The sequence below is a fragment of the Pseudomonas sp. P65(2024) genome, assembly GCF_057480955.1.
This window is the reverse complement of record NZ_JBLIYX010000008.1, coordinates 204,282-228,007: the sequence shown is the minus strand read 5'-3', so window position 1 is coordinate 228,007 and position 23,726 is coordinate 204,282. Positions and strand designations below refer to the sequence as shown.

The window sequence follows — 23,726 nt, the reverse complement described above, 5'->3', positions numbered from 1 at the left end:
CAGGGTCACGCTGCTCATGATGACGGTCTCCGAAGTAAAAGCACCCTGCGAAAGCGTACGCCTCGCAGGGTGCCGGGGTGACCATCTCATTAAGTAACCCGCCGTAAGGGCGGAAAGGTGAATAAGCGTCAACATCGCAAATGAATGCAAATACAACTCTCAACACCAACTAAAATAACCAAACAACCAAACAACCAAACAACCAAACAACCAAACAACACTAACCAAAGAAACTCAAAGCCGCTGAAGAATCAACTCCCCCGAGCCCCCAGCCAACCCAGGCTGCCCGGCCTGCCCAGGCCGCCCATCCCCCCCAGCATCAGTCCGATAAACCAGACACCCCTTACTGGCCCCACCCAAACCAGCCTTCCCAGCAGCCCCCGCCTTGCCCGGCGCACCACCATCAAGCCGCACCACAATCCGCTCCTGCGCAAACCCTTCAGGCACCGCCAGACGAACCCGCCCGCCGGAAGCCCCATCATGCCCATTGCCACCATCATCACCATTGGCCCCACGGCTGGCCTGCCCCCAGGTACACCCCCCGGGCTTGCCATTGGCCCCATCGAGCCCAACATACCCCGGCGCCCCAGCCCCGCCGCGGGCATCGATCGACAGCCGATCCGCCTCCAGCGCCTGCAACCGCAGATCCAGGTTACGCCCAGGCCGCGCAGCACGTTCATAGGTCCCGGGCGCCCCAGGCGCGCTGAATTCGCTGCCCTCGCCCAGGTAGGCACTCAAAGCCTCGATACTCAGGTCCCGCTCCGCCGGCGCAATGGCGATCCGCGCATCGCGCCCCAGCTCGAGCCGGTCGATCTTCAGTTCGGTAAGCGTGGCCGGCAGCAACAGCGTCGCCGAGTCGGCCACCCGCAACTGCTCCAGGTGCACACTGGCCGCCTTGTTGGGCAGACGCAGCATCGAATGGGCGGCGACCTCCAGGCTTTCGGCCTGGACCAGGGGACTGGCCAGTGCGGCCAGCAACATCAGTTTACGCACGGCTCGACGCCTCCTGCGGACGGGGGATGGACATGACGTGAAAGATACCGGTCAGCAGGATCTGCAGGCGATCGAACCAACGGTGGCTGCGCCCGCGCAGGCTGCCATTGAAGAACAGCACCTCCAGCGCATGCAGCGACAGCAGGACGATACCCGCGGCATTGATCAGCAGATTGAGCGGCAACGGCTGCGGCATGAACAGGTTGAACAGCACCACGCCCCAGAACGCCACCGTCAGAGCCTTGCCCAGGCCCAGGATGAACTTCATGTCCGGCCCCCATGGATTGTTGTTATGTCGGCGCGGCCCGTTCGAGCGGGCCGCGCCGGCAACAGTAACCCTACTGCCAGGGCATGCGCCAGAGGGGTTCAGTTCAGGTGCAGCTCCACCCGTCGGTTGCGCGAGCGACCCTCATCGGTGTCGTTGTCAGCCACCGGCTCACTCTCGCCACGGCCCTGGCTGGTCACCTTGTTCGGCGCCAGCCCCTGGCTGATCAAGTACTCGGCAACACCACTGGCGCGACGCTCGGACAAGCGCTGGTTATAGCTATCCGAGCCCACGCTGTCGGTGAAACCGATGACCTTGACACTGGTCACACTGGGGTCGTTGAGCTTGGGCAGCAAACCTTGCAGGCGCTGCTGGGCGCCCTGGGTCAGCTCGGCGGAGTCGAAGGCGAACAGCACCTGGCCCTGGTCATCGAGCGTGATCACCTCTGGGGTTGCGGTGGGTTCCGGTTGGGGTGCCGACGCCGGATACTGCGGCAGCGGGCAGCCCATGTGATTGACCTGGGTACCTGCCGGGGTGTCCGGGCAGCGGTCGCGGCGGTCGAATACGCCATCGCCATCCTCGTCGCCATCCTGGGCATAGCAGATCAGGCCACCGGCAATCGCACCGGCAACGCCGGCACCGGCCGCCCAGCTGGAACTTTCGATGGCGCCAAGGCCGCCGCCGACCAGTCCGCCCAGCAGGCTGCAGATGGGCCAGGTCCTTTGATTGAGGGGAGCGCTGCCATCGCTGTGGGTGGCGCAGCCTGTAATCAGGCTCGTCGCCACCACCAACGGCAGCGCCGCTTTCGACAAAACACGCATGGTGATTGCTCCTGTGTCACCGGCCGCTACCGGTCACACAGGAGTAAAGACGCGCCCGCGTCACTTCTCAAGGCGCGGGCGTACGGCACTCAACGCTGGATTTTGATTTCGGTGCGCCGGTTCATCGCCCGGCCATCGGCCGTGGCATTGTCAGCGACCGGCTGGGTCTCACCCGCGCCCCCCACCGAAATGAAACTGGCTCGCGGCACGCCGCTTTCGACCAAGTAGTTGGTCACCGACTGGGCACGACGCTCGGAAAGCTTCTGGTTGTAGCTATCGGAGCCGACGCTGTCGGTGTGACCTGTCACGCTCAGACGAGCGCTCGGCGCTTCCTGCTTCAGGCGACTGGCCACTTTATCCAGGCGTTCTTTGTCTTTGAGAGTCAGGCTTGCCGAGTTGAACTCGAAGTGAACGTCACGAATGACGATGACCTCTTCCTTCTGCACCACCACTTCCTCGACCACCGGCGCCGGCTCAGGCGGGCAACCGTTGGCATCGACCTGCACGCCACGCGGAGTACCAGGGCACTTGTCGCGGCTGTCCGGCACACCATCGCCGTCTTCGTCGCCATCGCCGTGGGCCCAGCAATAGCCGGCCGCCAGGCCACCACCGAGCAATGCGCCCCAGCCAGCCCAGCTGGAGCTCTCGATCGCGCCCAGGGCCGCGCCGCCCACGCCCCCGACGGCAGCGCACTTCGGCCAGTCGGTTTTCTGCAAACCTGCACAACCAGTCAACACACTGGTGAGCAGAACCAGGGGTATCGCTGTGCGTACTATGCTCATCTTGTTGCTTCTCCTAGGGGGAATCGGTGCATTACCGATGCTCTGGGAGTAAAGACCGGCGATTACCGCTCTGCCAGCAATAAGCCCCGACGTAGCGACGCGCCTCTTTGCCCGATCGCTTAGGACCGCTAGTCTTGAGCGACCTGAACGAGGAATGGCAATGACCGAGGTTTTTTCACAACGCACGCCGCAGCAGGCCTTGGCCGCCCTGCTCGATCGCTTCACCCCGCGCCAGTTGCTGCTGGTGGGCAGTCGCTTCCCGGCTCTGGAAGCCTTCGCTGCCGCCCATCCCGAGACCCGGATCGAGGTCGCCGCACCCGGTCCGCTCCCCGCCGAACAGGCAGCCCGACGCTTCGACCTGGCGGTACTGGTCGACTGTCTGGAGCACCTGCCCAAGCGCACCGGCCTGGAGCTGCTGGGCGGCATCCGCAACCTCAACGCCAGCCGCGTCGCGGTGCTGGCGGATCTGAACGCCTGCGGCTGGCAGGACACCGACTTCTATTCGCTGGCACTCTCGGCCAGCGAGAAGTTCCAGCGCGACGAACAGGTGTTGAGCCTGTTCACCTATGATCTGCATGACTACAAGCAGGTCCCGGACTGGCTCAATGCAAAGTTCTGGGCCAACCCTGAAAACTTCGGCAAGTACTGGTGGTGACTGGATGAGTGTCTCGATCTGCCCCTGCGGCAGCGGCAACCTGCTCGACGCCTGCTGTGGGCACTATCACAGCGGCACCCCGGCACCGGACGCCCAGACCCTGATGCGTTCGCGCTACAGCGCCTACGTGCTGGGCCTGATCGACTACCTGGTGAACACCACCCTGCCGGCCCAGCAGGCCGAGCTGGATCGCGCCGCCATGGCGGCCTGGAGCGCGCAGAGCACCTGGCTGGGGCTGGAGGTGGAAAGCGCCGAGGTACTGGGTGGGCAACCCGAACACGCCTTCGTCACCTTCACCGCACGCTGGCACGACCTGGAAGGCGACCACCAGCACCGCGAGCGCTCGGCATTCGTCCAGCATGCAGGACGCTGGTACTTCATCGACCCGACCGTGGCACTCAAGGCCGGTCGCAACGATCCCTGCCCCTGCGCCAGCGGGCAGAAATTCAAGAAATGCTGCGCCAGTTACCTCGGTAGTTGAACATGCGCCCCCTGGCCCGCCTGCTCACACTCTGCCTGTTGCTGGGCTGGCTGACGGGCTGCGCCGGCTGGGGCGGCGACACCTGGCGTGAGCCACAGCTGCACCTGCTCGAGGTGGAGCCGGTGAAGATGCGTCTGCATCAGCAGGAGTTCGTCCTGCACCTGCGGGTCGACAACCCCAACGAAAGCCGCCTGTTCATCCGCCATCTGACCTATTCGGTGCGCCTGGGCGACCTGCTCCTGGCCGAGGACGAGGCCAGCCTGTGGCGCAGCGTCGGCGGCCAGGCCCGGCGCACCTTCAAGATCACCGTGCGCACCAACCTCTGGCAGCACCTCAAGCCCCTGGCGAAGCTGCTCAAGCGTGGGCAACCCCTGCAATACCAACTGCGCGGCGAGCTGGCCACCGGGCTGATCCTCCATCGGGACCTGCACTTGTCGCAAAGGGGTGAGATAATCCCCGGCGATCTACAACCGGAGTAACCCCGCAATGACCCAGCAACCCCATGTCCATGGCCCCGACTGCAACCACGGTCACGACCATCACCACGCCCACGACCATGGCCATGTACACGGCCCGCACTGCAACCACGGCCACCAGGAGCCGGTGCGCAACGCCCTGAAGGACGTCGGCCGCAACGACCCTTGCCCGTGCGGCAGCGAGAAGAAATTCAAGAAGTGCCACGGCGCCTGATCGACGTCAAATCAGGCCATCGCGGGCCAAGCCCGCTCCCCGGCAAATCGTCGTGGGAGCGGGCTTGGCCCGCGATCCGCACATACCAGCACGACCACTGGTAAATAAAGCTCCCCGGCACCTTGCACGGCGACTGCGCGCTCACTACCTTAGCGCCTTTCAGAACCCCGCCACGCCCTGCAGGAGCCTAGTCATGGCCGCCCCCGTCCTTCCGCCCTTCCCTCTCCGCCTCGGCAGTGCTGCCGCGTTGCTAGGCCTGCTCGCACTCGGCGGCTGCCAGATGGGTGGTCACCAGGACAGTGTGCTGCCGACGACGGGCGTCCAACCGCTCAAGGGCCTGGCGCAGAACGTCTCGGTTCGGCGCAACGCGATGGGCGCGCCGCTGATCGAAAGCAGCAGCTTCCATGACGCGCTGTTCAGCCTGGGCTACCTGCACGCCGGGGATCGCATCGAGCAGATGGTCGCCATGCGCCTGCTGGCCCAGGGGCGCTTGGCCGAGCTGGCCGGGGCCGATGCCCTGGAGATCGATCGCCTGATGCGCGCCGCCAACCTCAAGCAGAGCGCCGGCCAGCTGTATGCCGATGCCTCGCCGCGCCTGAAGCGCTTCTTCGAGGTGTACGCCCGCGGGGTCAACGCCTACCTGTTCCGCTACCGCGACAAGCTGCCGGGCGAGCTCGCCCGCAGCGGCTACCGCCCGGAATACTGGAAGCCCGAGGACTCGGCACTGATCTTCAGCCTCTACGCCTTCAGCCAGTCGGTGAACCTGCAGGAGGAACTGTCGGCCCTGACCCTGGCGCAGAAGGTCGGTGCCGACAAACTCGCTTGGCTGCTGCCCGGCGCCCCCGACGAGCCACTGGCCGAGGGCGAGCTCGACAAACTCAAGGGCGTGAACCTGACCAGCCAACTGCCAGGGCTCGGCGCACTCACCGCCGCCGGCCAGCAACTGGCCGACCTCGGCCTGCTGGGCGCCCCCGGCTCGGCCAATTTGGCCCTGACGCCCCAGCGCAGCCGCAGCGGCAATAGCCTGCTGGCCAGCGACAGCCGCGCCGCCTGGGCACTGAGCCCGGTGCAGATCCATACCACCAAGTACCGGGTCGCCGGCCTGTCGCTGCCAGGCCTGCCGATCGTGCTGGCCGGCTACAACGGCAAGCTGGCCTGGAGCAGCAGCGCGGTGATGGCCGACAACCAGGACCTGTTCCTCGAGCAGGTACGCCGCCAGGGCAGCCAGCTGAGCTACCTCGCTGACGGCAAGTGGCAGCAGGCCCGCGCACGCAATGAAACCTTCTTCGTCCGCGGCCAGCGCCCGCAGCGCGAGGTCATGTACGACACCCGCCATGGCACCCTGCTGCCAGGCCATGGCAGCCTGGCCCTGGCCCTGCACCTACCGCAGCTCAAGGAAGATCGCAGCCTCGACGCGCTGTTCGACCTGACCCGCGCGCAGAACATCGAGCGCGCCTTCGACAGCACCCGCGAGGTCGCTGCGGCGGCGTTGAACTTCGTGTTCGCCGAGCCCCAGCACATCGGCTGGCAGGTCAGTGGCCGCTACCCCAACCGCCGCGAAGGCCAGGGCCTGCTGCCCTCGCCGGGCTGGGACGGGCGTTATGATTGGGACGGCTACGCCGACCCGATGCTGCACCCCTACGACCAGGATCCGCCCGCCGGCTTCATCGGTCACGCCAACCAGCGCAGCCTGCCCAAGGGCTATGGCATGCAGCTGTCGAGCAGTTGGTACTACCCCGAGCGTGCCGAGCGCATGGCCCAGCTGGCCGGCAACGGTCGTCACGACAGCCGCAGCCTGATGGCCCTGCAGAACGACCAGGTGACGCTGCTGGCCGACAAGCTCAAGCAGATGTTCGACGCGCCCGGCATGGCCCAGCCGCTCAAGCAGGCCATCGATGCCCTGCCCGCCGGGCAGCGCGACAAGGCCCGCGATGCCCTGGCCCGGCTCAAGGCCTTCGATGGCCGGCTGAGCCCGGTGTCGGCCGATGCCGCGCTGTATGAACTGTTCCTGCAGGCGGTCACCCGGCGGACCTTCCTCGACGAACTGGGCCCGGAATCCAGCCCGGCCTGGCAGGCCTTCGTCGGCAATGCCCAGCTCTCCTACTCCGCCCAGGTCGATCACCTGCTGGGGCGCGAGGACAGCCCGTTCTGGGATGATCGCGGCACGCCGCAGAAGGAAGACAAGCCGACCATCCTCGCCCGCAGCCTGGCCGCCGCGGTGGATGCCGGCACCGCCCAGCTCGGCGCGGATCGCCGTGCCTGGCAATGGGGCAAGCTGCACCATTACCGTTGGCCGGCACCGACCTATCATGGCCTGGGCGACAAGCTCGACCGCGCGCCCCTGGCGGCGGGAGGCGACTTCAGCACCCTGGCCCTGACGCCTTATGCCTTGGGGAGCGGCTTCGACACTCAGTTGCCGGCCTCGGCGCGCATGATCATCGACTTCGGCCAGGCCGAACCGCTGCAGGTACTGACCAGCAACGGCCAGTCCGGCAACCCGGCCAGCCGCCACTACAGCGACGGGCTCGATGCCTGGTTCAAAGGCCGTTTCAGCAGCCTGCCGCTGCAACCACAGAACTTTGCCCGGGCCTATGGCAGCCAGCGGTTGACCCTGGTGCCTGGCAAGTAGCTCATTTGGCAGTCCGAGATCAAGCGTCGCGCTGGCGGCGCTCGATCTCATGGCCGATACCGAGTCATCGCCTGGCTCCCTTGCGCCCCGCGATCCGAATAGTGCGCCACTCCCGAAGTTATGCTTCTATCCTTGATCCCAGCCTTCGCCCTAAAACGCTGATATCAGGACCACCATGCACCAATCGACCCACGACCTGCTCTCCCCTGTCCCGGGTATCGCCCGCCAGCTGCACAGCTTCCACTTCGGCCCGCGTGGCGCCGGCAAGGTGTACATCCAGGCCTCGCTGCACGCCGACGAGCTACCGGGCATGCTGGTGGCCTGGCACCTGAAGCAGCGACTCGGGGAAGTGGAGCAGCAGGGCCGCTTGCGCAAGGAGATCATCCTCGTACCGGTGGCCAACCCGGTGGGCCTGGAACAGGTGCTGCTGGACGCGCCGCTGGGCCGTTTCGAACTGCAAAGCGGTGAAAACTTCAACCGCAAGTTCGTCGACTTGTCCGACAGCATCGGTGACCAGATCGAAGGCCATCTCACCCAGGATCCGGCGCACAACCTGGCGCTGATTCGCGAATACCTGCGCCGGGGCCTGGATGCCCACCCCGCGAACACGCCGCTGCAGTCGCAGCGCCTGACCCTGCAACGCCTGGCCTGCGACGCCGACATGGTCCTCGACCTGCACTGCGACTTCGAGGCGGTCGAGCATCTGTATACCACGCCGGAAGCCTGGCCCCAGGTCGAGCCGCTGGCCCGCTACCTAGGCGTGCAGGCCAGCCTGCTGGCCACCGACTCGGGTGGACAGTCGTTCGATGAGTGTTTCAGCCTGGTGTGGTGGCAGCTGCAGCAGCGCTTCGCCAAACGCTTCCCGATCCCCCAGGGCAGTTTCTCGGTGACCATCGAGCTGCGCGGCCAGGCCGATGTCAGCCACCCCCTGGCGACCCGGGACTGCCAGGCGATCCTCGACTTCCTTACCCATGCCGGGATCATCGAGGGCCAGCCGGCCCCGCTGCCCGCATTGGTTCACCCGGCGACGCCGCTGGCGGCGGTGGAACCAGTCATGACGCCGCTTGGCGGGCTGCTGGTGTTCCACGCCGCGCCCGGCCAGTACCTGCAAGCCGGAGAGCTGATAGCCGAGGTCATCGACCCGCTCAACGACCGGGTCACCCCTCTGCGCAATACCCAGGCCGGCCTGCTCTACGCGCGCAGCATCAGGCGCATGGCCACGGCGGGCATGGTGGTTGCCCATGTGGCCGGCGCACAGGTTTGCCGCAGCGGCTATCTGCTGGGCAACTGAGACAAATCAGGCCACTGGGGCGGGAGGCGGCTCATCGGGCAGGGTCGGCTCGCCCGGCTCCATCGGTGGGTGTTCACCTGGTTCTGGCGGCTGCGGTGTGTCGGGATCGGGCTGGTGCGGCACGCCACCGGCCTGCATCGGCAGTGGTGTGTGGATCGGCGGATGGGCCATCAGCGACCAGGCCAGCAATCCGATCTGGTTCGGCTGCAGGACGGCCAGCTTGGCACTGATTGCGGGGTCGATTTTCATAGGCGGCTCCTGACGAGGCCCGGCGCACGGCATGCGCGCCAGGACTTCTCGTTGGAGTGCCGGGCGCGGAAACAATTCCCGCGCTTTGTCGGCTCAGGTGCGTGGCAGGGTGACGCCGCGCTGGCCCTGGTACTTGCCACCACGGTCCTTGTACGACACTTCACATTCCTCGTCGGACTGCAGGAACAGCATCTGCGCCACGCCTTCGTTGGCGTAGATCTTCGCCGGCAGCGTGGTGGTGTTGGAGAACTCCAGGGTCACATGGCCTTCCCACTCGGGCTCGAGCGGCGTGACGTTGACGATGATGCCGCAACGGGCGTAGGTGCTTTTGCCCAGGCAGATGGTCAGCACGTCGCGCGGAATGCGGAAATACTCGACGGTGCGGGCCAGGGCGAAGGAGTTCGGCGGAATGATGCACACGTCACTCTTGATGTCGACGAAACTGCCGGCATCGAAGTTCTTCGGATCGACGGTGGCCGAGTTGATGTTGGTGAAGACTTTGAATTCGTCGGCGCAGCGTACGTCGTAGCCATAGCTGGAGACACCGAAGGAAATGACCCGGCTGTCCTGCTCGCCGCGCACCTGGCGCTCGACGAACGGTTCGATCATGCCGTGTTCCTGCGCCATGCGGCGAATCCACTTGTCCGATTTGATGCTCATGGCGGGGGTGTCCTGAAGAGTGCGGGGTAAAAAACGAGAGGTGCATCTTACCGGTCCCAACGCCCAGGTTAAAGTTTCCTCGCCCTATCCCGCGCCGGACGGGGCCTGTACAGGCCGCCGATCCGAATTTCATCAAAGCGCTTCTTGGCCATTGGCAGGTTGTGGAAAGTGGGTTAAGGTGGCGCCACTGTGCTGCACGTGACACCGAGAATCTCTAGTTTGATGCACGATCCTGATCGGCCCATCGCTGAATTTTCTGCTCTCTTTGCGCTCAGTCCCGGTCAGGGTGTTTCCTGACCGTTATCAACTTTGTCCAAGGAGACAGAAAAATGTCCAACCGTCAATCCGGTGTTGTCAAGTGGTTCAACGATGAGAAGGGCTACGGCTTCATCACCCCTCAGTCGGGCGACGACCTGTTCGTGCACTTCAAAGCCATCCAAGCTGACGGCTTCAAAACCCTGAAAGAAGGCCAGGCTGTTACTTTCGTCGCTACCCGCGGCCAGAAAGGCATGCAGGCTGAAGAAGTTCAGATCGCCTAAGTCGATCTCGCTTCCTCGCTTTCAAAAAAAACCCGCCATTGGCGGGTTTTTTTGTGCCTGTTCAAAAGCTATCCGCCGGCCCTTGTAGGAGCGGCCTTGTGTCGCGAAAGGGCCGCTCCTACAGGTGACGCGTCAGTCTTCGCTGATGGTAATGCTCGGCATCGCCGGCGCCGCCGCTTCCTGCAGCACGATCCGCGCCCCCACCTGCCGCGCCAGCTCCTGGTAGACCATGGCGATCTGGCTTTCCGGCTCGGCGATGGCGGTCGGCTTGCCGCTGTCGGCCTGTTCGCGGATCAGCATCGACAGCGGCAGCGACGCCAGCAGGTCGACGCCGTACTGCACGGCCAGCTTCTCGCCACCACCTTCACCGAACAGGTGCTCGGCATGGCCGCAGTTGGAGCAGATATGCACGGCCATGTTCTCGACCACGCCCAACACCGGGATGTTGACTTTGCGGAACATCTCCACGCCTTTCTTCGCATCCAGCAACGCCAGGTCCTGGGGCGTGGTGACGATCACCGAGCCTGCCACCGGCACCTTCTGCGCCAGGGTCAGCTGGATGTCGCCGGTGCCCGGCGGCATGTCGATCACCAAGTAGTCGAGGTCGTCCCAGGCGGTCTGGGTCACCAGTTGCAGCAATGCCCCGGAGACCATCGGGCCACGCCAGACCATCGGCGTGTTGTCGTCGGTGAGAAACGCCATGGACATGACCTCGACGCCATGGGCCTTGATCGGCACGAACCACTTCTGATCGCGCACCTGCGGACGGGTGCCCTCGGCGATGCCGAACATCACCCCCTGGCTCGGGCCATAGATGTCGGCATCAAGAATACCCACTCGGGCGCCCTCGCGGGCCAGGGCCAGGGCCAGGTTGGCGGCGGTGGTCGACTTGCCGACCCCGCCCTTGCCCGAGGCCACGGCGATGATGTTCTTCACGTTGGCCATGGCCGGCACCTGGGCCTGAGCCTTGTGGGTGGCAATCACGCAGTCGATGCTCACGCTCGCCGAGGCAACGCCATCGAGGTTGCCGATCGCGGTCTGCAGCACCTGCGCCCAGCCGCCCTTGAACAGGCCGGCGGCATACCCCAACTGCAACTGCACGCTGACCTGCCCGCCCTGGATGTCGATGGCGCGCACGCAACCGGCGCTGACCGGGTCCTGGTTCAGGTAGGGGTCGGTGTACTGGCGAAGCACGCCTTCGACGGCGGCACGGGTGACGGCACTCATGGAGGCTCCCATTGGCAAACTGGATACGGAACAGGCGCCTATGCTAACCCGTCAATCGTCAGCAGATGCGTCCTTGGGGTGAAATAAATTCGCCAGCCCTTTATAGTGGCCGATCACCCTCATTTTTACCCCGTAGCCAGATAAGTAGCCGAGCCACCATGTCCGAGCCACGTCAGATTCTCGTCACCAGCGCCCTGCCCTATGCCAATGGATCGATCCACCTTGGCCATATGCTGGAGTACATCCAGACGGACATGTGGGTGCGCTTCCAGAAGCTGCGCGGCAACCAGTGCATCTATGTCTGCGCCGACGACGCCCACGGTTCGGCCATCATGCTGCGCGCGGAAAAGGAAGGCATCACCCCGGAGCAGCTGATCGCCAACGTCCAGGCCGAGCACAGCGCCGACTTCGCCGACTTCCTGGTCGACTTCGACAACTACCACTCCACGCACAGCGAGGAGAACCGTGAGCTGTCGAGCCTGATCTACACCCGTCTGCGCGACGCCGGGCATATCGCCAACCGTTCGGTCACCCAGTATTTCGACCCCGAGAAGGGCATGTTCCTCGCCGACCGTTTCATCAAGGGCACCTGCCCCAAGTGCGCGGCCGAGGACCAGTACGGCGACAACTGCGAGAAATGCGGCGCCACCTACGCCCCCACCGAACTGAAGAACCCCAAGTCGGCGATCTCCGGCGCCACCCCGGTGCTGCGCGACTCGCAGCACTTCTTCTTCAAGCTGCCGGACTTCCAGGCCATGCTGCAGCAGTGGACCCGCAGCGGCACCCTGCAGGACGCGGTGGCCAACAAGCTCGCCGAATGGCTGGACTCGGGCCTGCAGGAATGGGACATCTCCCGTGACGCGCCGTACTTCGGATTCGAGATCCCGGGCGAACCGGGCAAGTACTTCTACGTTTGGCTGGACGCGCCGATCGGCTACATGGCCAGCTTCAAGAACCTCTGCGCCCGCCGCCCGGAGCTGGACTTCGACGCGTTCTGGAACGAAGGCTCCAAGGCCGAGCTGTACCACTTCATCGGCAAGGACATCGTCAACTTCCACGCGCTGTTCTGGCCGGCGATGCTCGAAGGCGCGGGCCTGCGCAAGCCGACCGCGGTCAACGTGCACGGCTACCTGACCGTCAACGGCGCAAAAATGTCGAAGTCGCGCGGCACCTTCATCAAGGCGCGCACCTACCTCGACCACCTGCAGCCGGAATACCTGCGCTACTACTACGCCGCCAAGCTGGGTCGCGGCGTCGATGACCTCGACCTGAACCTCGAGGATTTCGTGCAGAAGGTCAACTCCGACCTGGTCGGCAAGGTGGTCAACATCGCCAGCCGCTGCGCCGGCTTCATCCACAAGGGCAACGATGGCGTGATGGTTGCCGGCGATGCCGCGCCCGAACTGACCGAGGCCTTCCTCGCCGCCGCGCCGTCGATCGCCGAGGCCTACGAGGCCCGCGACTTCGGCCGCGCCATGCGCGAAATCATGGCCCTGGCCGACCGCGCCAACGCCTGGATCGCCGACAAGGCGCCCTGGTCGCTGGCCAAGCAGGAGGGCAAGCAGGACGAGGTGCAGGCCATCTGCGCCCAGGGCGTCAACCTGTTCCGCCAGCTGGTAATCTTCCTCAAGCCGGTGCTGCCGCTGCTGGCAGCGGATGCCGAGGCGTTCCTCAACGTCGCCCCGCTGACCTGGGACGACCACCTGTCGCGCCTGGAAAACCATCAGCTCAACCCGTTCAAGGCCCTGATGAGCCGCATCGAGCCGGCCAAGGTCGAGGCCATGGTCGCCGCCAGCAAGGAAGACCTGCTGGCTGCCGAAGCCAAGGCCGCCCCGACGGGCAATGGCGAGCTGGTCAAGGACCCGCTGTCGGCCGAGATCGAATTCGACACCTTCGCCGCGGTCGACCTGCGCGTGGCGCTGATCGTCAAGGCCGAAGCCGTGCCCGGTGCCGACAAGCTGCTGCAGCTGACCCTGGACATCGGCGACGAGCGTCGCAACGTGTTCTCGGGCATCAAATCGGCCTACCCGGAACCTTCCCTGCTGGAAGGCCGCCTGACCATGATGGTGGCCAACCTCAAGCCGCGCAAAATGCGTTTCGGCGTTTCCGAGGGCATGGTCATGGCCGCCGGCCCCGGTGGTGAAGAAATCTACCTGCTCAGCCCTGACAGCGGCGCCAAGCCAGGCCAGCGCATCAAGTAAGCCCTCCTGCCCCGGCCAAATGGCCGGGGCAGTTGCATCTGCCGCCCGCTGTCCGATAATGACGGCACCCTCCCGCTTTCGGCATCGCCATGAGTGACTACGTCCTGATCCTGGTCAGCGCCGCGCTGGTCAATCACCTGGTCCTGCAGGCCGAGCCGATCGAGCGTGCGCGCCTGCATGCATTGGGCCTGTGTTCGGCCCTGATGATCCTCGTTGCGCTGCCTGTCGGCGCCTGGCTGCACCGGCAATTTCTCGCACCCATGGAGTTGCAGAACCTGCAATTGTTCATTTTCCTGCCCTTGCTGACGGCACTGGCCTGGACACTGCCAAACCTGCTCCGACGCTTTCGGCCAAGCTGGCCCATGCACGGCCTGCAACCCTTGCTGAGCGCAAACGCCGTGGTGCTAGGCTTGCTGTTACAGCTTGCCAACGACGATGCGGACGGATGGAGAGTGCTGGTGTGGGCTGTCATCAGTGCACTGGGATTCTGGCTGGCCCTTATGCTGTATGCCGACCTTGAGGCCCGCTGCCACCATGGGGAAATACCCGCAGCCCTGCGCGGCTTGCCTGTGAAGCTGATCGGCAGCGGCGTGATGGCCATGGCGCTTTCGGGATTCAACGGACTCTTCACCCAATGATCCTGACCCTACGCATCAATGTCTTGCCCCCGGCAATTGAAGCCACTGCTGCGCAACACCTCAAGGAAGCGCAAAACCATGACGACCACTGATCCGCGCCTGCGCAGCACCATGCAACTGGTACTGCTAGCCTGCGCCCCTGGTCTGCTGGTGCTGTTCTGGTTGCATGGCTGGGGCGTGCTGATCAATCTGCTGTTGAGCGGTTGCACGGCGCTGATCACCGAAGCGCTGCTGCTGCGCTGGCGGAGAATGCCGGTCGCCTGCGCCGCTGGCGACGGCAGCGCGCTGGTCACCGCCACGCTGCTGGCGGCAGCCTTACCCAGCCAGGCGCCCTGGTGGGTGCCGGTGACGGCGGCTTGCGTCGCCATCGGCCTGGGGAAACAGGCTTTCGGTGGCGTCGGGCGCAACCTGTTCAACCCCGCCATGGTCGGCTATGGGTTCGTCCTGCTGAGTTTCCCACTGCAGATGAACCACTGGCCAGGTCAGGCACCTGGCCTCGTGGAAAGCCTGAGCCTGAGCTTCGGGGCCAGTGAAAGGATCGACGCCTGGGCCAGCCCCACGGTGCTTGATGTCTTGCGCCACAACCGTAGCCTGACCATCGACGAACTGTTCGCCAGTCACCCGGCGTTCGGCCATCTGGGTGGGCGTGGCACCGAGTGGGTCAACCTCGCCTTCCTGCTCGGCGGGGTGTTCCTGCTGCAGCGCAAGGTCTTCGGCTGGCAGGCCCCCGTCGGCCTGCTCAGCGCCTTGTTCCTGTCCAGCCTGCTGGGCTGGAATGGCTCCGGCTCCGACTCCCACGGCTCGCCACTGCTGCACCTGCTGTCCGGTTCGACCATGCTCGCCGCCTTCTTCATCGCCACCGAACCGGTGTCCGGCTGCAAGCAACCGCAGGCCCGCCTGCTGTTCGGTATAGGCACCGGCCTGCTGATCTACCTGATCCGCACTTGGGGCAGCTTCGCCGATGGCACGGCGTTCGCCGTCCTGCTGATGAACCTCGCCGCGCCCATCCTTGACCGCTGGGTGGAACGCCGCCAGCAGGCCTGCCCATGATCGCCCGCCAACGCAGTACCGCAGTGCTGGTACTGGTGGCAGGACTGGCGATTGCCGCGACACTGGCCTGGCAGCGCTTCACCGCCGGACCGATTGCCGTGGCTTCCCGCCAGTGGCAGGAACAGCAGTGGCTCAAGGTGCTGCCACCGGGCAGCTACGACAACCGGCCATTGCAAACGCCCGTGGCACTCACGGCCACTAAACTGAGCCATAGCCATCTGCTGGCCGGCTACCGCGCCAAATTGGCGGGAGCCACCAGCGCTGTTCTGCTTCACAGCAGCGTCCAAGGCTATGGCGGTGCCATCGAGTTGGTGATCGCCATCAGCCCTGCGGGCCGTCTGGTGGGCGTGCGTGTACTCAAACAGCAGGAAAGCCCTGGTCTGGGCGATCAACTGGTCGATCCGGCGCGCCATTGGCTGGACCAGTTTCTCGGTCAGACACTGCGCGATACACCCGAACAGGCCTGGGCGCTCAAGCGTGACCAGGGTGCGTTCGACCAACTAGCCGGGGCGACGGTGACTTCGCGGGCAGTCATCGAGGCGATCCAGGATACGCTGCGCTACTTCGACCAACATCGCCCCGCGTTGCTCGGTGAGACATCCCCATGAAGCGTTGCTGGCCCGTGCCAATCAGCCTGGTGCCATTGCTCGGCGCGACCGGCACTGTCGTCCAGGCGTTGGCGATAAGCCTTTGCACAGTGTTGCTGGTAGGCCTGCACCAGGTATTGATGATCCCGCTGCGCAGGCACCTGGACCATGGCCCCCGCCTGTGGGCAAGTACTGTACTTGCCGCCGCCTTGGCGACCTGCCTGCACCTCGGCCTGCAAGCCTGGGCGATGCCCCTGGCCCAGCAACTTACCCTCTACCCGCTGCTGTTGGCCCTGCCCTGCCTGGCCAGTGAGCAACTGCCAGCACAACCTGGCCGATATCGCCAGTTGGGGCTAGGACTGCTCGGTGTCCTCGCAACCGGCCTGACCCTGGGCATCTGCCGCCAACTGCTGAGCGATGCTCTCGGCCTACACCTCGCCGCACTGGCTCCTGGCGCCTTGATACTGCTCGGCCTGCTGCTGGGCCTGTACAATCACTTGCGTCCATCGAACACCGCCTCACGCCGTCAAGGAACCCGCTGACCCCATGAATGCCGCCAAACGCCTGGAGATCTTTCGCAGGCTGCATGAAGACAATCCCGAGCCCAAGACCGAACTGGCCTATTCCACCCCCTTCGAACTGCTGATAGCGGTAATCCTCTCGGCCCAGTCGACGGATGTCGGCGTCAACAAGGCCACCGCTCGCCTGTTCCCGGTCGCAAACACCCCACAAGCGATCCACGCCTTGGGCATCGAAGGCCTGAGCGAGTACATCAAGACCATCGGCCTGTACAACAGCAAGGCCAAGAACGTCATCGAAACCTGCCGCCTGCTGATCGAACTGCACGCCGGCGAAGTCCCGCAGACCCGCGAAGCCCTCGAAGCCCTGCCAGGCGTTGGCCGCAAGACCGCCAATGTGGTGCTCAACACTGCCTTTCGCCAATTCACCATGGCCGTCGACACGCATATCTTCCGGGTCAGCAACCGCACGGGCATCGCGCCGGGTAAAACCGTGCTGGAGGTGGAGAAGAAGTTGCTCAAGTTCGTCCCCAGGGACTATCTGCTCGATGCCCATCACTGGTTGATCCTGCATGGCCGCTATGTCTGTCAGGCCCGAAAACCGCGCTGCGGCAGTTGCCGGATCGAAGACCTGTGCGAATACAAGCAGAAGACTTCTGACGATTGAGGCGATAGCTCATACTTGCTCGAGGCGATTGAAAAAATCTTTTTTACCCATTCTGCGATTCCCGTTATAAGGACGGCCAATGGCCCCTTGGCTTGGAGTGACGCATGAGCACCGATAAAGAAGACTTGGCAATCGACGACGATTTTCAGAGTGCGGACGACGATGTGGAGCCGCAGGCCGAACCGGCCAAGACCAACCTGAGCAAACGCCGCACCATTGACAACATGCTTGAGGAACGACGCCTGCAAAAGCAACTGGCCGACTTCGACTACGACCTGTAGTAAACGCAAAAGCCTCCCGAGCGGAGGCTTTTTCAATGAGGCTCAGGCCAGCCCGTGGCGCTGGGCGAGTTCGATCAGGTCCACCAGCGAGCGGGCATTGAGCTTGAGCAACAGTCGCGTCTTGTAGGTGCTGACTGTTTTGTTGCTGAGAAACATGCTGTCGGCGATCTCCTTGTTGCTCTTGCCCCGGGCAAGCTGCTGCAGCACCATCATCTCCCGCCCGGAAAGCCGCTCGACCATCTCCATCTCCGTGGCGCCACTCACACCCGATCTCCCCTTGTGCAGCGCCTGGTTGGGGAAGTAACTGTAACCGGACAGCACGGCCTTGATCGCGCTGAGCAGTTCGGTCAGTTCCTGTTGCTTGCACACATAACCCGCCGCCCCTGCCTGCATGCAGCGCATCGAGAAATGCCCTGGCGCCTGAGACGTCAACACCAACACCTTGGTCCCCGGACTTGCCAGGGTCATTCGGGCAATCACTTCAAGCCCATCCAGTTTGGGGATCCCGATATCCAGAATGACAATGTCCGGCAGATATTCCCGCGTCAGTTGCAAGGCATCCACACCATTGTCGCTCTCCGCCACCACCTCGTAGCCATGCCGCTCCATCAGCATGCGTACGGCCAGGCGAATGACCGGGTGATCATCCACGATCAGCACTTTATTCATGCGATTCCCATTGATACGTTGTTTTTAGTTCGATAGACCACCACACCCGAGCATAACGATTATTTATGCAGCGGTTTCCCTGGCAGATTCACCGAAAGAAGTGGACTACTGTTATTAGAGATTCTTCCTACAAACAGCTAATTAACAAAATGTAATACATGCATGTCCATCGCAACGAGTCAGAAAGTAACAGTCGCCAAAATTGGATCCAAGTGTCGCCGGGTGACACATTTCGCGGGAAAATTCGACTATACAGGTTGGATAAAGGCCTGCCCTACGAACCACGCCATTACTGGGTAGGGAAACAAGCCACGCTTAACAGGCTGGGGAAAACGGGCTACAGATGAGCAAAGCATGGCCAGGCACTCATCATGAACCGCGACCCCATCAGCCCGTTGACTCTTATCGCTGTCTTTGCCGGTGTGATTGAGGGATCCGCCTTGGCCTCACTACCATTCCTCAGTGACGACAGCCAGACTGTCTACACTTGGTTCCTGGTAGGTTTTCCGTTCTTCCTCACCGTGCTGTTCTTTCTCACACTCAACTTCAATAGCGGTTCACTCTTTGCCCCGGACAGGCGTGCCTGTACTTCGGATAAAACAATGCCCCCCTCTGCGGCAAGGGACAAAGGGGCAATGATCATCGCCATCTCCGGTACCGACAGCCGGAAGATTATCGAAAACCATGTGCTGCGGATGGTCGAGCGTCCACACGGACAACAGCGGCGCTGGATCCTGTACAACCTCGATACGCGAACCTGCATCCACCTGTCGGTATCGCCGATGCAGCAAGGCGAGGTCGCGCCGCCCGCTGAATCCCGGGCATGAAAAAACCCGGCCAAGGCCGGGTTTTTTCTGATACACCATAGGCTTACAGCAGCGAACGACCCTTGTTGGCCGCGATGCGCATGCGCAGTGCATTGAGCTTGATGAAGCCCGCGGCGTCGGCCTGATTGTAGGCGCCGCCGTCTTCCTCGAAGGTCGCGATATTGGCATCGAACAGCGAATCGTCCGACTTGCGGCCGACGACCGTGACGTTGCCCTTGTACAGCTTCAGGCGTACGACGCCGTTCACGTTGACCTGGGAGGCGTCGATCATCTGCTGCAGCATCAGACGCTCCGGGCTCCACCAGTAGCCGGTGTAGATCAGGCTGGCGTACTTGGGCATCAGCTCATCCTTCAGGTGAGCGACTTCGCGGTCCAGCGTGATCGACTCGATGGCGCGGTGGGCCTTGAGCATGATGGTGCCGCCCGGGGTCTCGTAGCAGCCGCGCGACTTCATGCCGACGTAGCGGTTCTCGACGATGTCCAGGCGCCCGATGCCGTTGGCGCCGCCGATGCGGTTGAGGTCGGCCAGCACGGTGGCCGGGGTCTTCTCGACGCCGTCGATGGCAACGATGTCACCGTTGCGGTAGGTCAGCTCGAGGTAGGTGGCCTGGTCAGGGGCATTCTCCGGCGAGACGCTCCAGCGCCACATGTCTTCCTCATGCTCGGTCCAGGTATCTTCCAGGACACCGCCTTCGTAGGAGATGTGCAACAGGTTGGCGTCCATCGAGTACGGCGATTTCTTCTTGCCGTGGCGCTCGATCGGGATGCCGTGCTTCTCGGCATAGTCCATCAGCTTCTCGCGGGACAGCAGGTCCCACTCGCGCCACGGGGCAATGACCTTGACGCCTGGCTTGAGCGCATAGGCACCCAGCTCGAAGCGCACCTGGTCGTTACCCTTGCCGGTGGCACCGTGGGAAATGGCGTCGGCGCCGGTTTCGTTGGCGATCTCGATCAGGCGCTTGGCGATCAGCGGACGGGCGATGGAGGTACCCAGCAGGTACTCGCCTTCGTAGACGGTGTTGGCGCGGAACATCGGGAAGACGAAGTCACGCACGAACTCTTCGCGCAGGTCGTCGATGTAGATTTCTTTCACGCCCATCGCCTGGGCCTTGGCGCGGGCCGGCTCGACCTCCTCGCCCTGGCCGAGGTCAGCGGTGAAGGTCACCACTTCACAGTTGTAGGTGTCCTGCAGCCACTTGAGAATCACCGAAGTATCAAGGCCGCCGGAATACGCCAATACGACCTTTTTTACGTCCGCCATGCCATCACTCCACGGGGTTGTACGGAAAGCCGTTGATTCTACCGGCCTTGCCGAAATATTTACAATGGGGCGACAGCTTGTGACGACAAAGCGACAGGAATTGTCGAGAGCGCGACCCGTGGTCGCTCTCAGGACTTCGCCGAAGCGGACGGCGTGGCAGCCGCCGCAGGCGTTGGCGCAGGTGTGGTAGCCGTGGGTGTCGGGGTCGACGGCGGCACCGGCGCTGCCGGTTTCTCCACCGGCTTCTCGACCGGCGTCACGCGCTCGAGCTGGATGTTCACCCGGCGGTTGCGCGCGCGGTTGGCGGCACTGTTGTTCTTGGCCAGCGGGTAGCGCTCACCATGGAAACGCACGGTGATCTGTTCTTCCGGCACACCATGGGCCTTGAGGTACTCGGCCACCGCCAGCGCCCGTCGACGCGAGGTGTCGCGGTTGGTCAGACGATTGCCGCTGTTGTCGGAGTGACCATTGAGTTCGATGTGATTGACCGTCGGATCGGCCTTCAGGTAGTCCAGCAGCACATCCAAGCGCGCGCGCGCCGAGCTGTCCAGCTCGATCCCGCCCCCCGGGAAGCCGACCTGGGTCTGGCGGATCTGGTCGTAGTTCATCGGCAGCAGCTTGGCGGCGCACAACTGGTAGTCGCTGTAGGCCTTGGCGAAACTGACCGGCATCACATGCACTTCCATCGGTCGGCCACCTTCGCCGCGGTAGTTGCGCACCACGGTGCTGCGTCCATCGAGCAGGCCGTTGATCAAACGGCTGGCCTGGCCCTGACTGGAGGTGAACAACACCCCGGTACGGGCCATATGCACCGCACCAAGGTTGATGTCGCCGCGCCCGGGCTGCCAGGGCGCGGCGGCGGCCAGCAAGGTGGCGGAGCCGGCGCCCAGGATATTGCTGTCCGAACGCAGCTGGAAGGTTGGCTGCTCGCCGGCGCGGCGCACGAACTCGCCGCTGCCGAAACCGTCGATCGGCTGGATCAGGCGACATTCGAACTGGTCACCCTCAACTTTCCAGGCGACGTTCTCCACGCGGGTCTGGAAGGTCATTGCCCCGGCCGGCAAGCTGGCAACGAGGGTGAACAGGGCTAGGTAACGCTGGCGCACGGTCGGCTCCACAGATTCTGGCGGCTTACCTGAACGCTATCGGTCGCCCGTCGGAAAACTTGATAGCCGTGCTCGAACAGGGGTTTTCCGGTAGCATTGGCTTCTGAGTTCGACCCGCCTGGAATCTCCAATGTCCGATCGCCTGACCCTCCTGCGCCCCGACGACTGGCACATCCATCTGCGCGATGGTGCCGTTCTGCCACACACCGTCGGTGACGTGGCGCGCACCTTCGCCCGCGCCATCATCATGCCCAACCTGGTTCCGCCAGTGCGCAACGCCGTCGAGGCCGCTGCCTACCGCGAGCGCATCCTTGCCGCACGTCCCGCCGGCAGCCGCTTCGAGCCGCTGATGGTGCTTTATCTCACCGACCGTACCAGCGCTGACGATGTGCGTGCCGCCAAGGCCAGCGGGATCGTGTACGCTGCCAAGCTTTACCCGGCCGGCGCCACCACCAACTCCGATTCGGGCGTGACCAGCATCGACAATATCTTCCCGGCGATCGAGGCCCTGGCCGAAACCGGCATGCCCCTGCTGGTGCACGGAGAAGTCACACGCAGCGAGATCGACGTGTTCGACCGCGAGAAGCGCTTCATCGACGAGCACATGCGCCGCCTGGTCGAACGCTTCCCGACCCTGAAGGTAGTGTTCGAGCACATCACCACCAGCGACGCCGCGCAGTTCGTCACCGAGGCGCCAGCCAACGTTGGTGCGACCATCACTGCCCAGCACCTGCTGTACAACCGCAATCACATGCTGGTCGGCGGTATCCGCCCACACTACTACTGCTTGCCGATCCTCAAGCGCAACACCCACCAGGTGGCGCTGCTGGATGCCGCCACCAGCGGCAATCCGAAGTTCTTCCTCGGCACCGACTCGGCGCCCCACGCCAAGCATGCCAAGGAAGCCGCCTGCGGCTGTGCTGGCTGCTACACCGCTTACGCCGCCATCGAGATGTATGCCGAGGCGTTCGAACAGCGCAACGCGCTGGACAAGCTCGAGGGCTTCGCCAGCAAGCACGGCCCGGACTTCTACGGCCTTGCTCGCAACACCGACACCATCACCTTGGTCCGTGAGGAATGGACCGCGCCGGACAGCCTGCCGTTCGGCGACAACACCGTGATCCCCCTGCGCGCCGGTGAGAAATTGCGCTGGCGCCTGCTGGAGGACAACGCGTGAGCGAAGACCTGTACGAAGACGACCAGGACAGCCAAGTCAGCAGCGGCTCGCGCCACCCCATGGCCGAGCGTTTTCGTGGCTACTTGCCAGTGGTGGTGGATGTCGAGACCGGCGGTTTCAACAGCGCCACCGACGCGCTGCTGGAGATCGCCGCCGTCACCATTGGCATGGACGAGAAGGGCTTCCTGTTCCCCGAACACACCTACTTCCACCGGGTCGAACCGTTCGAAGGGGCCAACATCGAGGCGGCCGCGCTGGAATTCACCGGCATCAAGCTGGACCACCCGCTGCGCATGGCGGTGAGCGAGGAAAGCGCACTGACCGATATCTTCCGCGGCGTGCGCAAGGCGCTGAAGGCCAATGGCTGCAAGCGGGCAATCCTGGTCGGGCACAACAGCAGCTTCGACCTGGGCTTCCTCAATGCCGCGGTGGCGCGCAACGACATCAAGCGCAACCCGTTCCACCCGTTCTCCAGCTTCGATACCGCCACCCTCGCCGGCCTCGCCTATGGCCAGACCGTGCTGGCCCGTGCCTGCCAGAGCGCGGACATCGACTTTGACGGACGCGAAGCGCATTCGGCGCGCTACGACACCGAGAAGACCGCCGAGCTGTTCTGCGGCATCGTCAATCGTTGGAAAGAAATGGGCGGCTGGCGCGACTTCAACGATTGAAGCCCGCCTAGCGCGACATGCTCGCGGGGCATAAAAAAACCGGCCACCAGGGCCGGTTTTTTATACGCGTGGCAATTACAGCTTGCCAGCGTTCTCGCTCAGATAGGCAGCAACGCCTTCCGGCGAAGCGTTCATGCCCTTGTCGCCTTTCTTCCAGTTGGCCGGGCAGACTTCGCCGTGCTCTTCGTGGAATTGCAGGGCGTCTACCAGGCGCAGCAGCTCGTCCATGTTGCGGCCCAGCGGCAGGTCATTGACGATCTGCGAGCGGACAACACCGTTGGTGTCGATCAGGAAGGCGCCACGGAAGGCCACGCCGCCTTCGGACTCGACGTCGTAGGCCTTGCAGATTTCGTGGGTCATGTCGGCTGCCAGGGTGTACTTGACTTGACCGATACCGCCGTTGTTGACCGGCGTGTTGCGCCAGGCGTTGTGGGTGAAGTGCGAGTCGATCGACACACCGATCACTTCCACGTTGCGCGCCTGGAAGTCAGGGATACGGTTGTCCAGGGCGATCAGCTCGGATGGGCAGACGAACGTGAAGTCCAGCGGGTAGAAGAATACCAGGCCGTACTTGCCCTTGATGGCCGAGGCCAGGTTGAAGCTGTCTACGATCTCGCCGTTGCCCAGCACGGCTGGAACGGTGAAGTCCGGGGCTTTTTTGCCAACGAGTACGCTCATTCGATCTCTCCTGATGAGGGGTGAAAAACCTTGCCCGGGCGGAACACGTCCCCCGGATCCAGCAAAGGCCGACCATCATACACAGCTTTACGTGACAGGCCGAATCTCGACCG

Annotated in this window: 28 protein-coding genes; 17 read left to right on the top strand and 11 right to left on the bottom strand. The window is 63.8% G+C overall.

The window, feature by feature from the left end:
• Window positions 1-234: 234 nt before the first annotated feature.
• The 4 genes from AC25MA_RS14040 to AC25MA_RS14025 all read right to left on the bottom strand — a co-directional run bounded on the left by AC25MA_RS14040 (window position 235) and on the right by AC25MA_RS14025 (window position 2,861).
• Window positions 235-993 carry a hypothetical protein gene (locus AC25MA_RS14040; protein WP_036985967.1) on the bottom strand — a complete coding sequence of 253 codons (759 nt, stop codon included), beginning with the start codon at window positions 991-993 and terminating at the stop codon, window positions 235-237.
• Complete coding sequence (locus tag AC25MA_RS14035; RefSeq protein ID WP_028690056.1) at window positions 986-1,261, bottom strand: DUF1145 domain-containing protein; 276 nt, start codon at window positions 1,259-1,261, stop codon at window positions 986-988. The genes AC25MA_RS14040 and AC25MA_RS14035 overlap by 8 nt, the downstream gene beginning before the upstream one ends.
• Before the next feature lie 98 nt (window positions 1,262-1,359).
• On the bottom strand, window positions 1,360-2,079 hold the full coding sequence (locus tag AC25MA_RS14030) for a PA1041 family peptidoglycan-binding anchor lipoprotein (RefSeq protein WP_028690057.1): 720 nt from the start codon (window positions 2,077-2,079) through the stop codon (window positions 1,360-1,362).
• Between the two features lie 89 nt (window positions 2,080-2,168).
• A complete protein-coding gene (locus AC25MA_RS14025) occupies window positions 2,169-2,861 on the bottom strand; it encodes a PA1041 family peptidoglycan-binding anchor lipoprotein (RefSeq protein ID WP_028690058.1) in 693 nt (230 codons plus the stop codon).
• Between the two features lie 160 nt (window positions 2,862-3,021).
• On the opposite strand from AC25MA_RS14025, the gene AC25MA_RS14020 reads away from it, so the two are divergent.
• From AC25MA_RS14020 to AC25MA_RS13995, 6 genes are all read left to right on the top strand, one after another.
• Entirely contained in the window at window positions 3,022-3,516 is a 495-nt protein-coding gene (locus AC25MA_RS14020) for a DUF6231 family protein (RefSeq protein WP_028690059.1), read from the top strand.
• A gap of 4 nt (window positions 3,517-3,520) precedes the next feature.
• Window positions 3,521-3,997, top strand: coding sequence for a YchJ family protein (locus AC25MA_RS14015; RefSeq protein ID WP_028690060.1), 477 nt, complete (start codon window positions 3,521-3,523; stop codon window positions 3,995-3,997).
• A 2-nt stretch (window positions 3,998-3,999) separates the two neighbouring features.
• On the top strand, window positions 4,000-4,476 hold the full coding sequence (locus tag AC25MA_RS14010) for an LEA/WHy family protein (protein WP_028690061.1): 477 nt from the start codon (window positions 4,000-4,002) through the stop codon (window positions 4,474-4,476).
• A 7-nt stretch (window positions 4,477-4,483) separates the two neighbouring features.
• The gene (locus AC25MA_RS14005; protein ID WP_028690062.1) at window positions 4,484-4,687 is read left to right on the top strand and encodes an SEC-C metal-binding domain-containing protein; all 204 of its coding nucleotides are present in this window, start codon (window positions 4,484-4,486) and stop codon (window positions 4,685-4,687) included.
• A gap of 193 nt (window positions 4,688-4,880) precedes the next feature.
• Entirely contained in the window at window positions 4,881-7,316 is a 2,436-nt protein-coding gene (locus AC25MA_RS14000; RefSeq protein WP_236247964.1) for a penicillin acylase family protein, read from the top strand.
• Between the two features lie 175 nt (window positions 7,317-7,491).
• The gene (locus AC25MA_RS13995; protein ID WP_028690064.1) at window positions 7,492-8,607 is read left to right on the top strand and encodes a succinylglutamate desuccinylase/aspartoacylase family protein; all 1,116 of its coding nucleotides are present in this window, start codon (window positions 7,492-7,494) and stop codon (window positions 8,605-8,607) included.
• Window positions 8,608-8,613: 6 nt separating this feature from the next.
• On the opposite strand, the gene AC25MA_RS13990 is transcribed toward AC25MA_RS13995, so the two are convergent.
• The gene (locus tag AC25MA_RS13990; protein WP_062363571.1) at window positions 8,614-8,856 is read right to left on the bottom strand and encodes a hypothetical protein; all 243 of its coding nucleotides are present in this window, start codon (window positions 8,854-8,856) and stop codon (window positions 8,614-8,616) included.
• A gap of 93 nt (window positions 8,857-8,949) precedes the next feature.
• A complete protein-coding gene (gene dcd / locus AC25MA_RS13985; protein WP_003258001.1) occupies window positions 8,950-9,516 on the bottom strand; it encodes a dCTP deaminase in 567 nt (188 codons plus the stop codon).
• A gap of 329 nt (window positions 9,517-9,845) precedes the next feature.
• Here dcd and AC25MA_RS13980 point away from each other — a divergent pair, with 329 nt between their 5' ends.
• On the top strand, window positions 9,846-10,055 hold the full coding sequence (locus tag AC25MA_RS13980; protein ID WP_003254922.1) for a cold-shock protein: 210 nt from the start codon (window positions 9,846-9,848) through the stop codon (window positions 10,053-10,055).
• A gap of 132 nt (window positions 10,056-10,187) precedes the next feature.
• Here AC25MA_RS13980 and apbC read toward each other — a convergent pair whose 3' ends face one another.
• Complete coding sequence (apbC, locus tag AC25MA_RS13975) at window positions 10,188-11,282, bottom strand: iron-sulfur cluster carrier protein ApbC (protein ID WP_028690066.1); 1,095 nt, start codon at window positions 11,280-11,282, stop codon at window positions 10,188-10,190.
• 158 nt (window positions 11,283-11,440) lie between these two features.
• On the opposite strand from apbC, the gene metG reads away from it, so the two are divergent.
• The 7 genes from metG (at window position 11,441) to AC25MA_RS13940 (ending at window position 17,224) form a co-directional block, all read left to right on the top strand.
• Window positions 11,441-13,483 (top strand): methionine--tRNA ligase, encoded by a 2,043-nt coding sequence (gene metG, locus AC25MA_RS13970; RefSeq protein WP_028690067.1) that lies wholly within the window; start codon window positions 11,441-11,443, stop codon window positions 13,481-13,483.
• Between the two features lie 89 nt (window positions 13,484-13,572).
• The gene (locus AC25MA_RS13965) at window positions 13,573-14,121 is read left to right on the top strand and encodes an Rnf-Nqr domain containing protein (protein WP_213883544.1); all 549 of its coding nucleotides are present in this window, start codon (window positions 13,573-13,575) and stop codon (window positions 14,119-14,121) included.
• Window positions 14,122-14,199: 78 nt separating this feature from the next.
• Window positions 14,200-15,171 carry an RnfABCDGE type electron transport complex subunit D gene (locus AC25MA_RS13960; RefSeq protein ID WP_213883545.1) on the top strand — a complete coding sequence of 324 codons (972 nt, stop codon included), beginning with the start codon at window positions 14,200-14,202 and terminating at the stop codon, window positions 15,169-15,171.
• Window positions 15,168-15,779 (top strand): RnfABCDGE type electron transport complex subunit G, encoded by a 612-nt coding sequence (locus tag AC25MA_RS13955; RefSeq protein WP_213883546.1) that lies wholly within the window; start codon window positions 15,168-15,170, stop codon window positions 15,777-15,779. Before AC25MA_RS13960 ends, AC25MA_RS13955 begins: the two co-directional genes overlap by 4 nt.
• Window positions 15,776-16,300, top strand: coding sequence for an Rnf-Nqr domain containing protein (locus AC25MA_RS13950; RefSeq protein ID WP_213883547.1), 525 nt, complete (start codon window positions 15,776-15,778; stop codon window positions 16,298-16,300). Before AC25MA_RS13955 ends, AC25MA_RS13950 begins: the two co-directional genes overlap by 4 nt.
• Before the next feature lie 4 nt (window positions 16,301-16,304).
• Window positions 16,305-16,943, top strand: coding sequence for an endonuclease III (nth, locus tag AC25MA_RS13945; protein ID WP_486972111.1), 639 nt, complete (start codon window positions 16,305-16,307; stop codon window positions 16,941-16,943).
• A 104-nt stretch (window positions 16,944-17,047) separates the two neighbouring features.
• Window positions 17,048-17,224 carry a PA3496 family putative envelope integrity protein gene (locus AC25MA_RS13940; protein WP_028690073.1) on the top strand — a complete coding sequence of 59 codons (177 nt, stop codon included), beginning with the start codon at window positions 17,048-17,050 and terminating at the stop codon, window positions 17,222-17,224.
• A gap of 42 nt (window positions 17,225-17,266) precedes the next feature.
• On the opposite strand, the gene AC25MA_RS13935 is transcribed toward AC25MA_RS13940, so the two are convergent.
• Window positions 17,267-17,893 carry a response regulator transcription factor gene (locus tag AC25MA_RS13935; RefSeq protein ID WP_028690074.1) on the bottom strand — a complete coding sequence of 209 codons (627 nt, stop codon included), beginning with the start codon at window positions 17,891-17,893 and terminating at the stop codon, window positions 17,267-17,269.
• Window positions 17,894-18,264: 371 nt separating this feature from the next.
• Here AC25MA_RS13935 and AC25MA_RS13930 point away from each other — a divergent pair, with 371 nt between their 5' ends.
• Window positions 18,265-18,720 carry a hypothetical protein gene (locus AC25MA_RS13930; protein ID WP_213883549.1) on the top strand — a complete coding sequence of 152 codons (456 nt, stop codon included), beginning with the start codon at window positions 18,265-18,267 and terminating at the stop codon, window positions 18,718-18,720.
• A gap of 43 nt (window positions 18,721-18,763) precedes the next feature.
• Here AC25MA_RS13930 and AC25MA_RS13925 read toward each other — a convergent pair whose 3' ends face one another.
• Both AC25MA_RS13925 and AC25MA_RS13920 read right to left on the bottom strand, forming a co-directional pair.
• A complete protein-coding gene (locus tag AC25MA_RS13925; protein ID WP_028690076.1) occupies window positions 18,764-19,981 on the bottom strand; it encodes an argininosuccinate synthase in 1,218 nt (405 codons plus the stop codon).
• Between the two features lie 128 nt (window positions 19,982-20,109).
• Entirely contained in the window at window positions 20,110-21,087 is a 978-nt protein-coding gene (locus AC25MA_RS13920; protein WP_213883551.1) for a flagellar protein MotY, read from the bottom strand.
• Window positions 21,088-21,217: 130 nt separating this feature from the next.
• Between AC25MA_RS13920 and pyrC the strand changes: the two genes are divergently transcribed.
• Both pyrC and rnt read left to right on the top strand, forming a co-directional pair.
• Complete coding sequence (gene pyrC, locus AC25MA_RS13915; protein WP_088852677.1) at window positions 21,218-22,264, top strand: dihydroorotase; 1,047 nt, start codon at window positions 21,218-21,220, stop codon at window positions 22,262-22,264.
• 59 nt (window positions 22,265-22,323) lie between these two features.
• Complete coding sequence (gene rnt, locus AC25MA_RS13910) at window positions 22,324-22,935, top strand: ribonuclease T (protein WP_225933324.1); 612 nt, start codon at window positions 22,324-22,326, stop codon at window positions 22,933-22,935.
• 75 nt (window positions 22,936-23,010) lie between these two features.
• Here rnt and AC25MA_RS13905 read toward each other — a convergent pair whose 3' ends face one another.
• A complete protein-coding gene (locus tag AC25MA_RS13905) occupies window positions 23,011-23,613 on the bottom strand; it encodes a peroxiredoxin (RefSeq protein WP_003254945.1) in 603 nt (200 codons plus the stop codon).
• Between the last annotated feature and the right edge of the window lie 113 nt (window positions 23,614-23,726).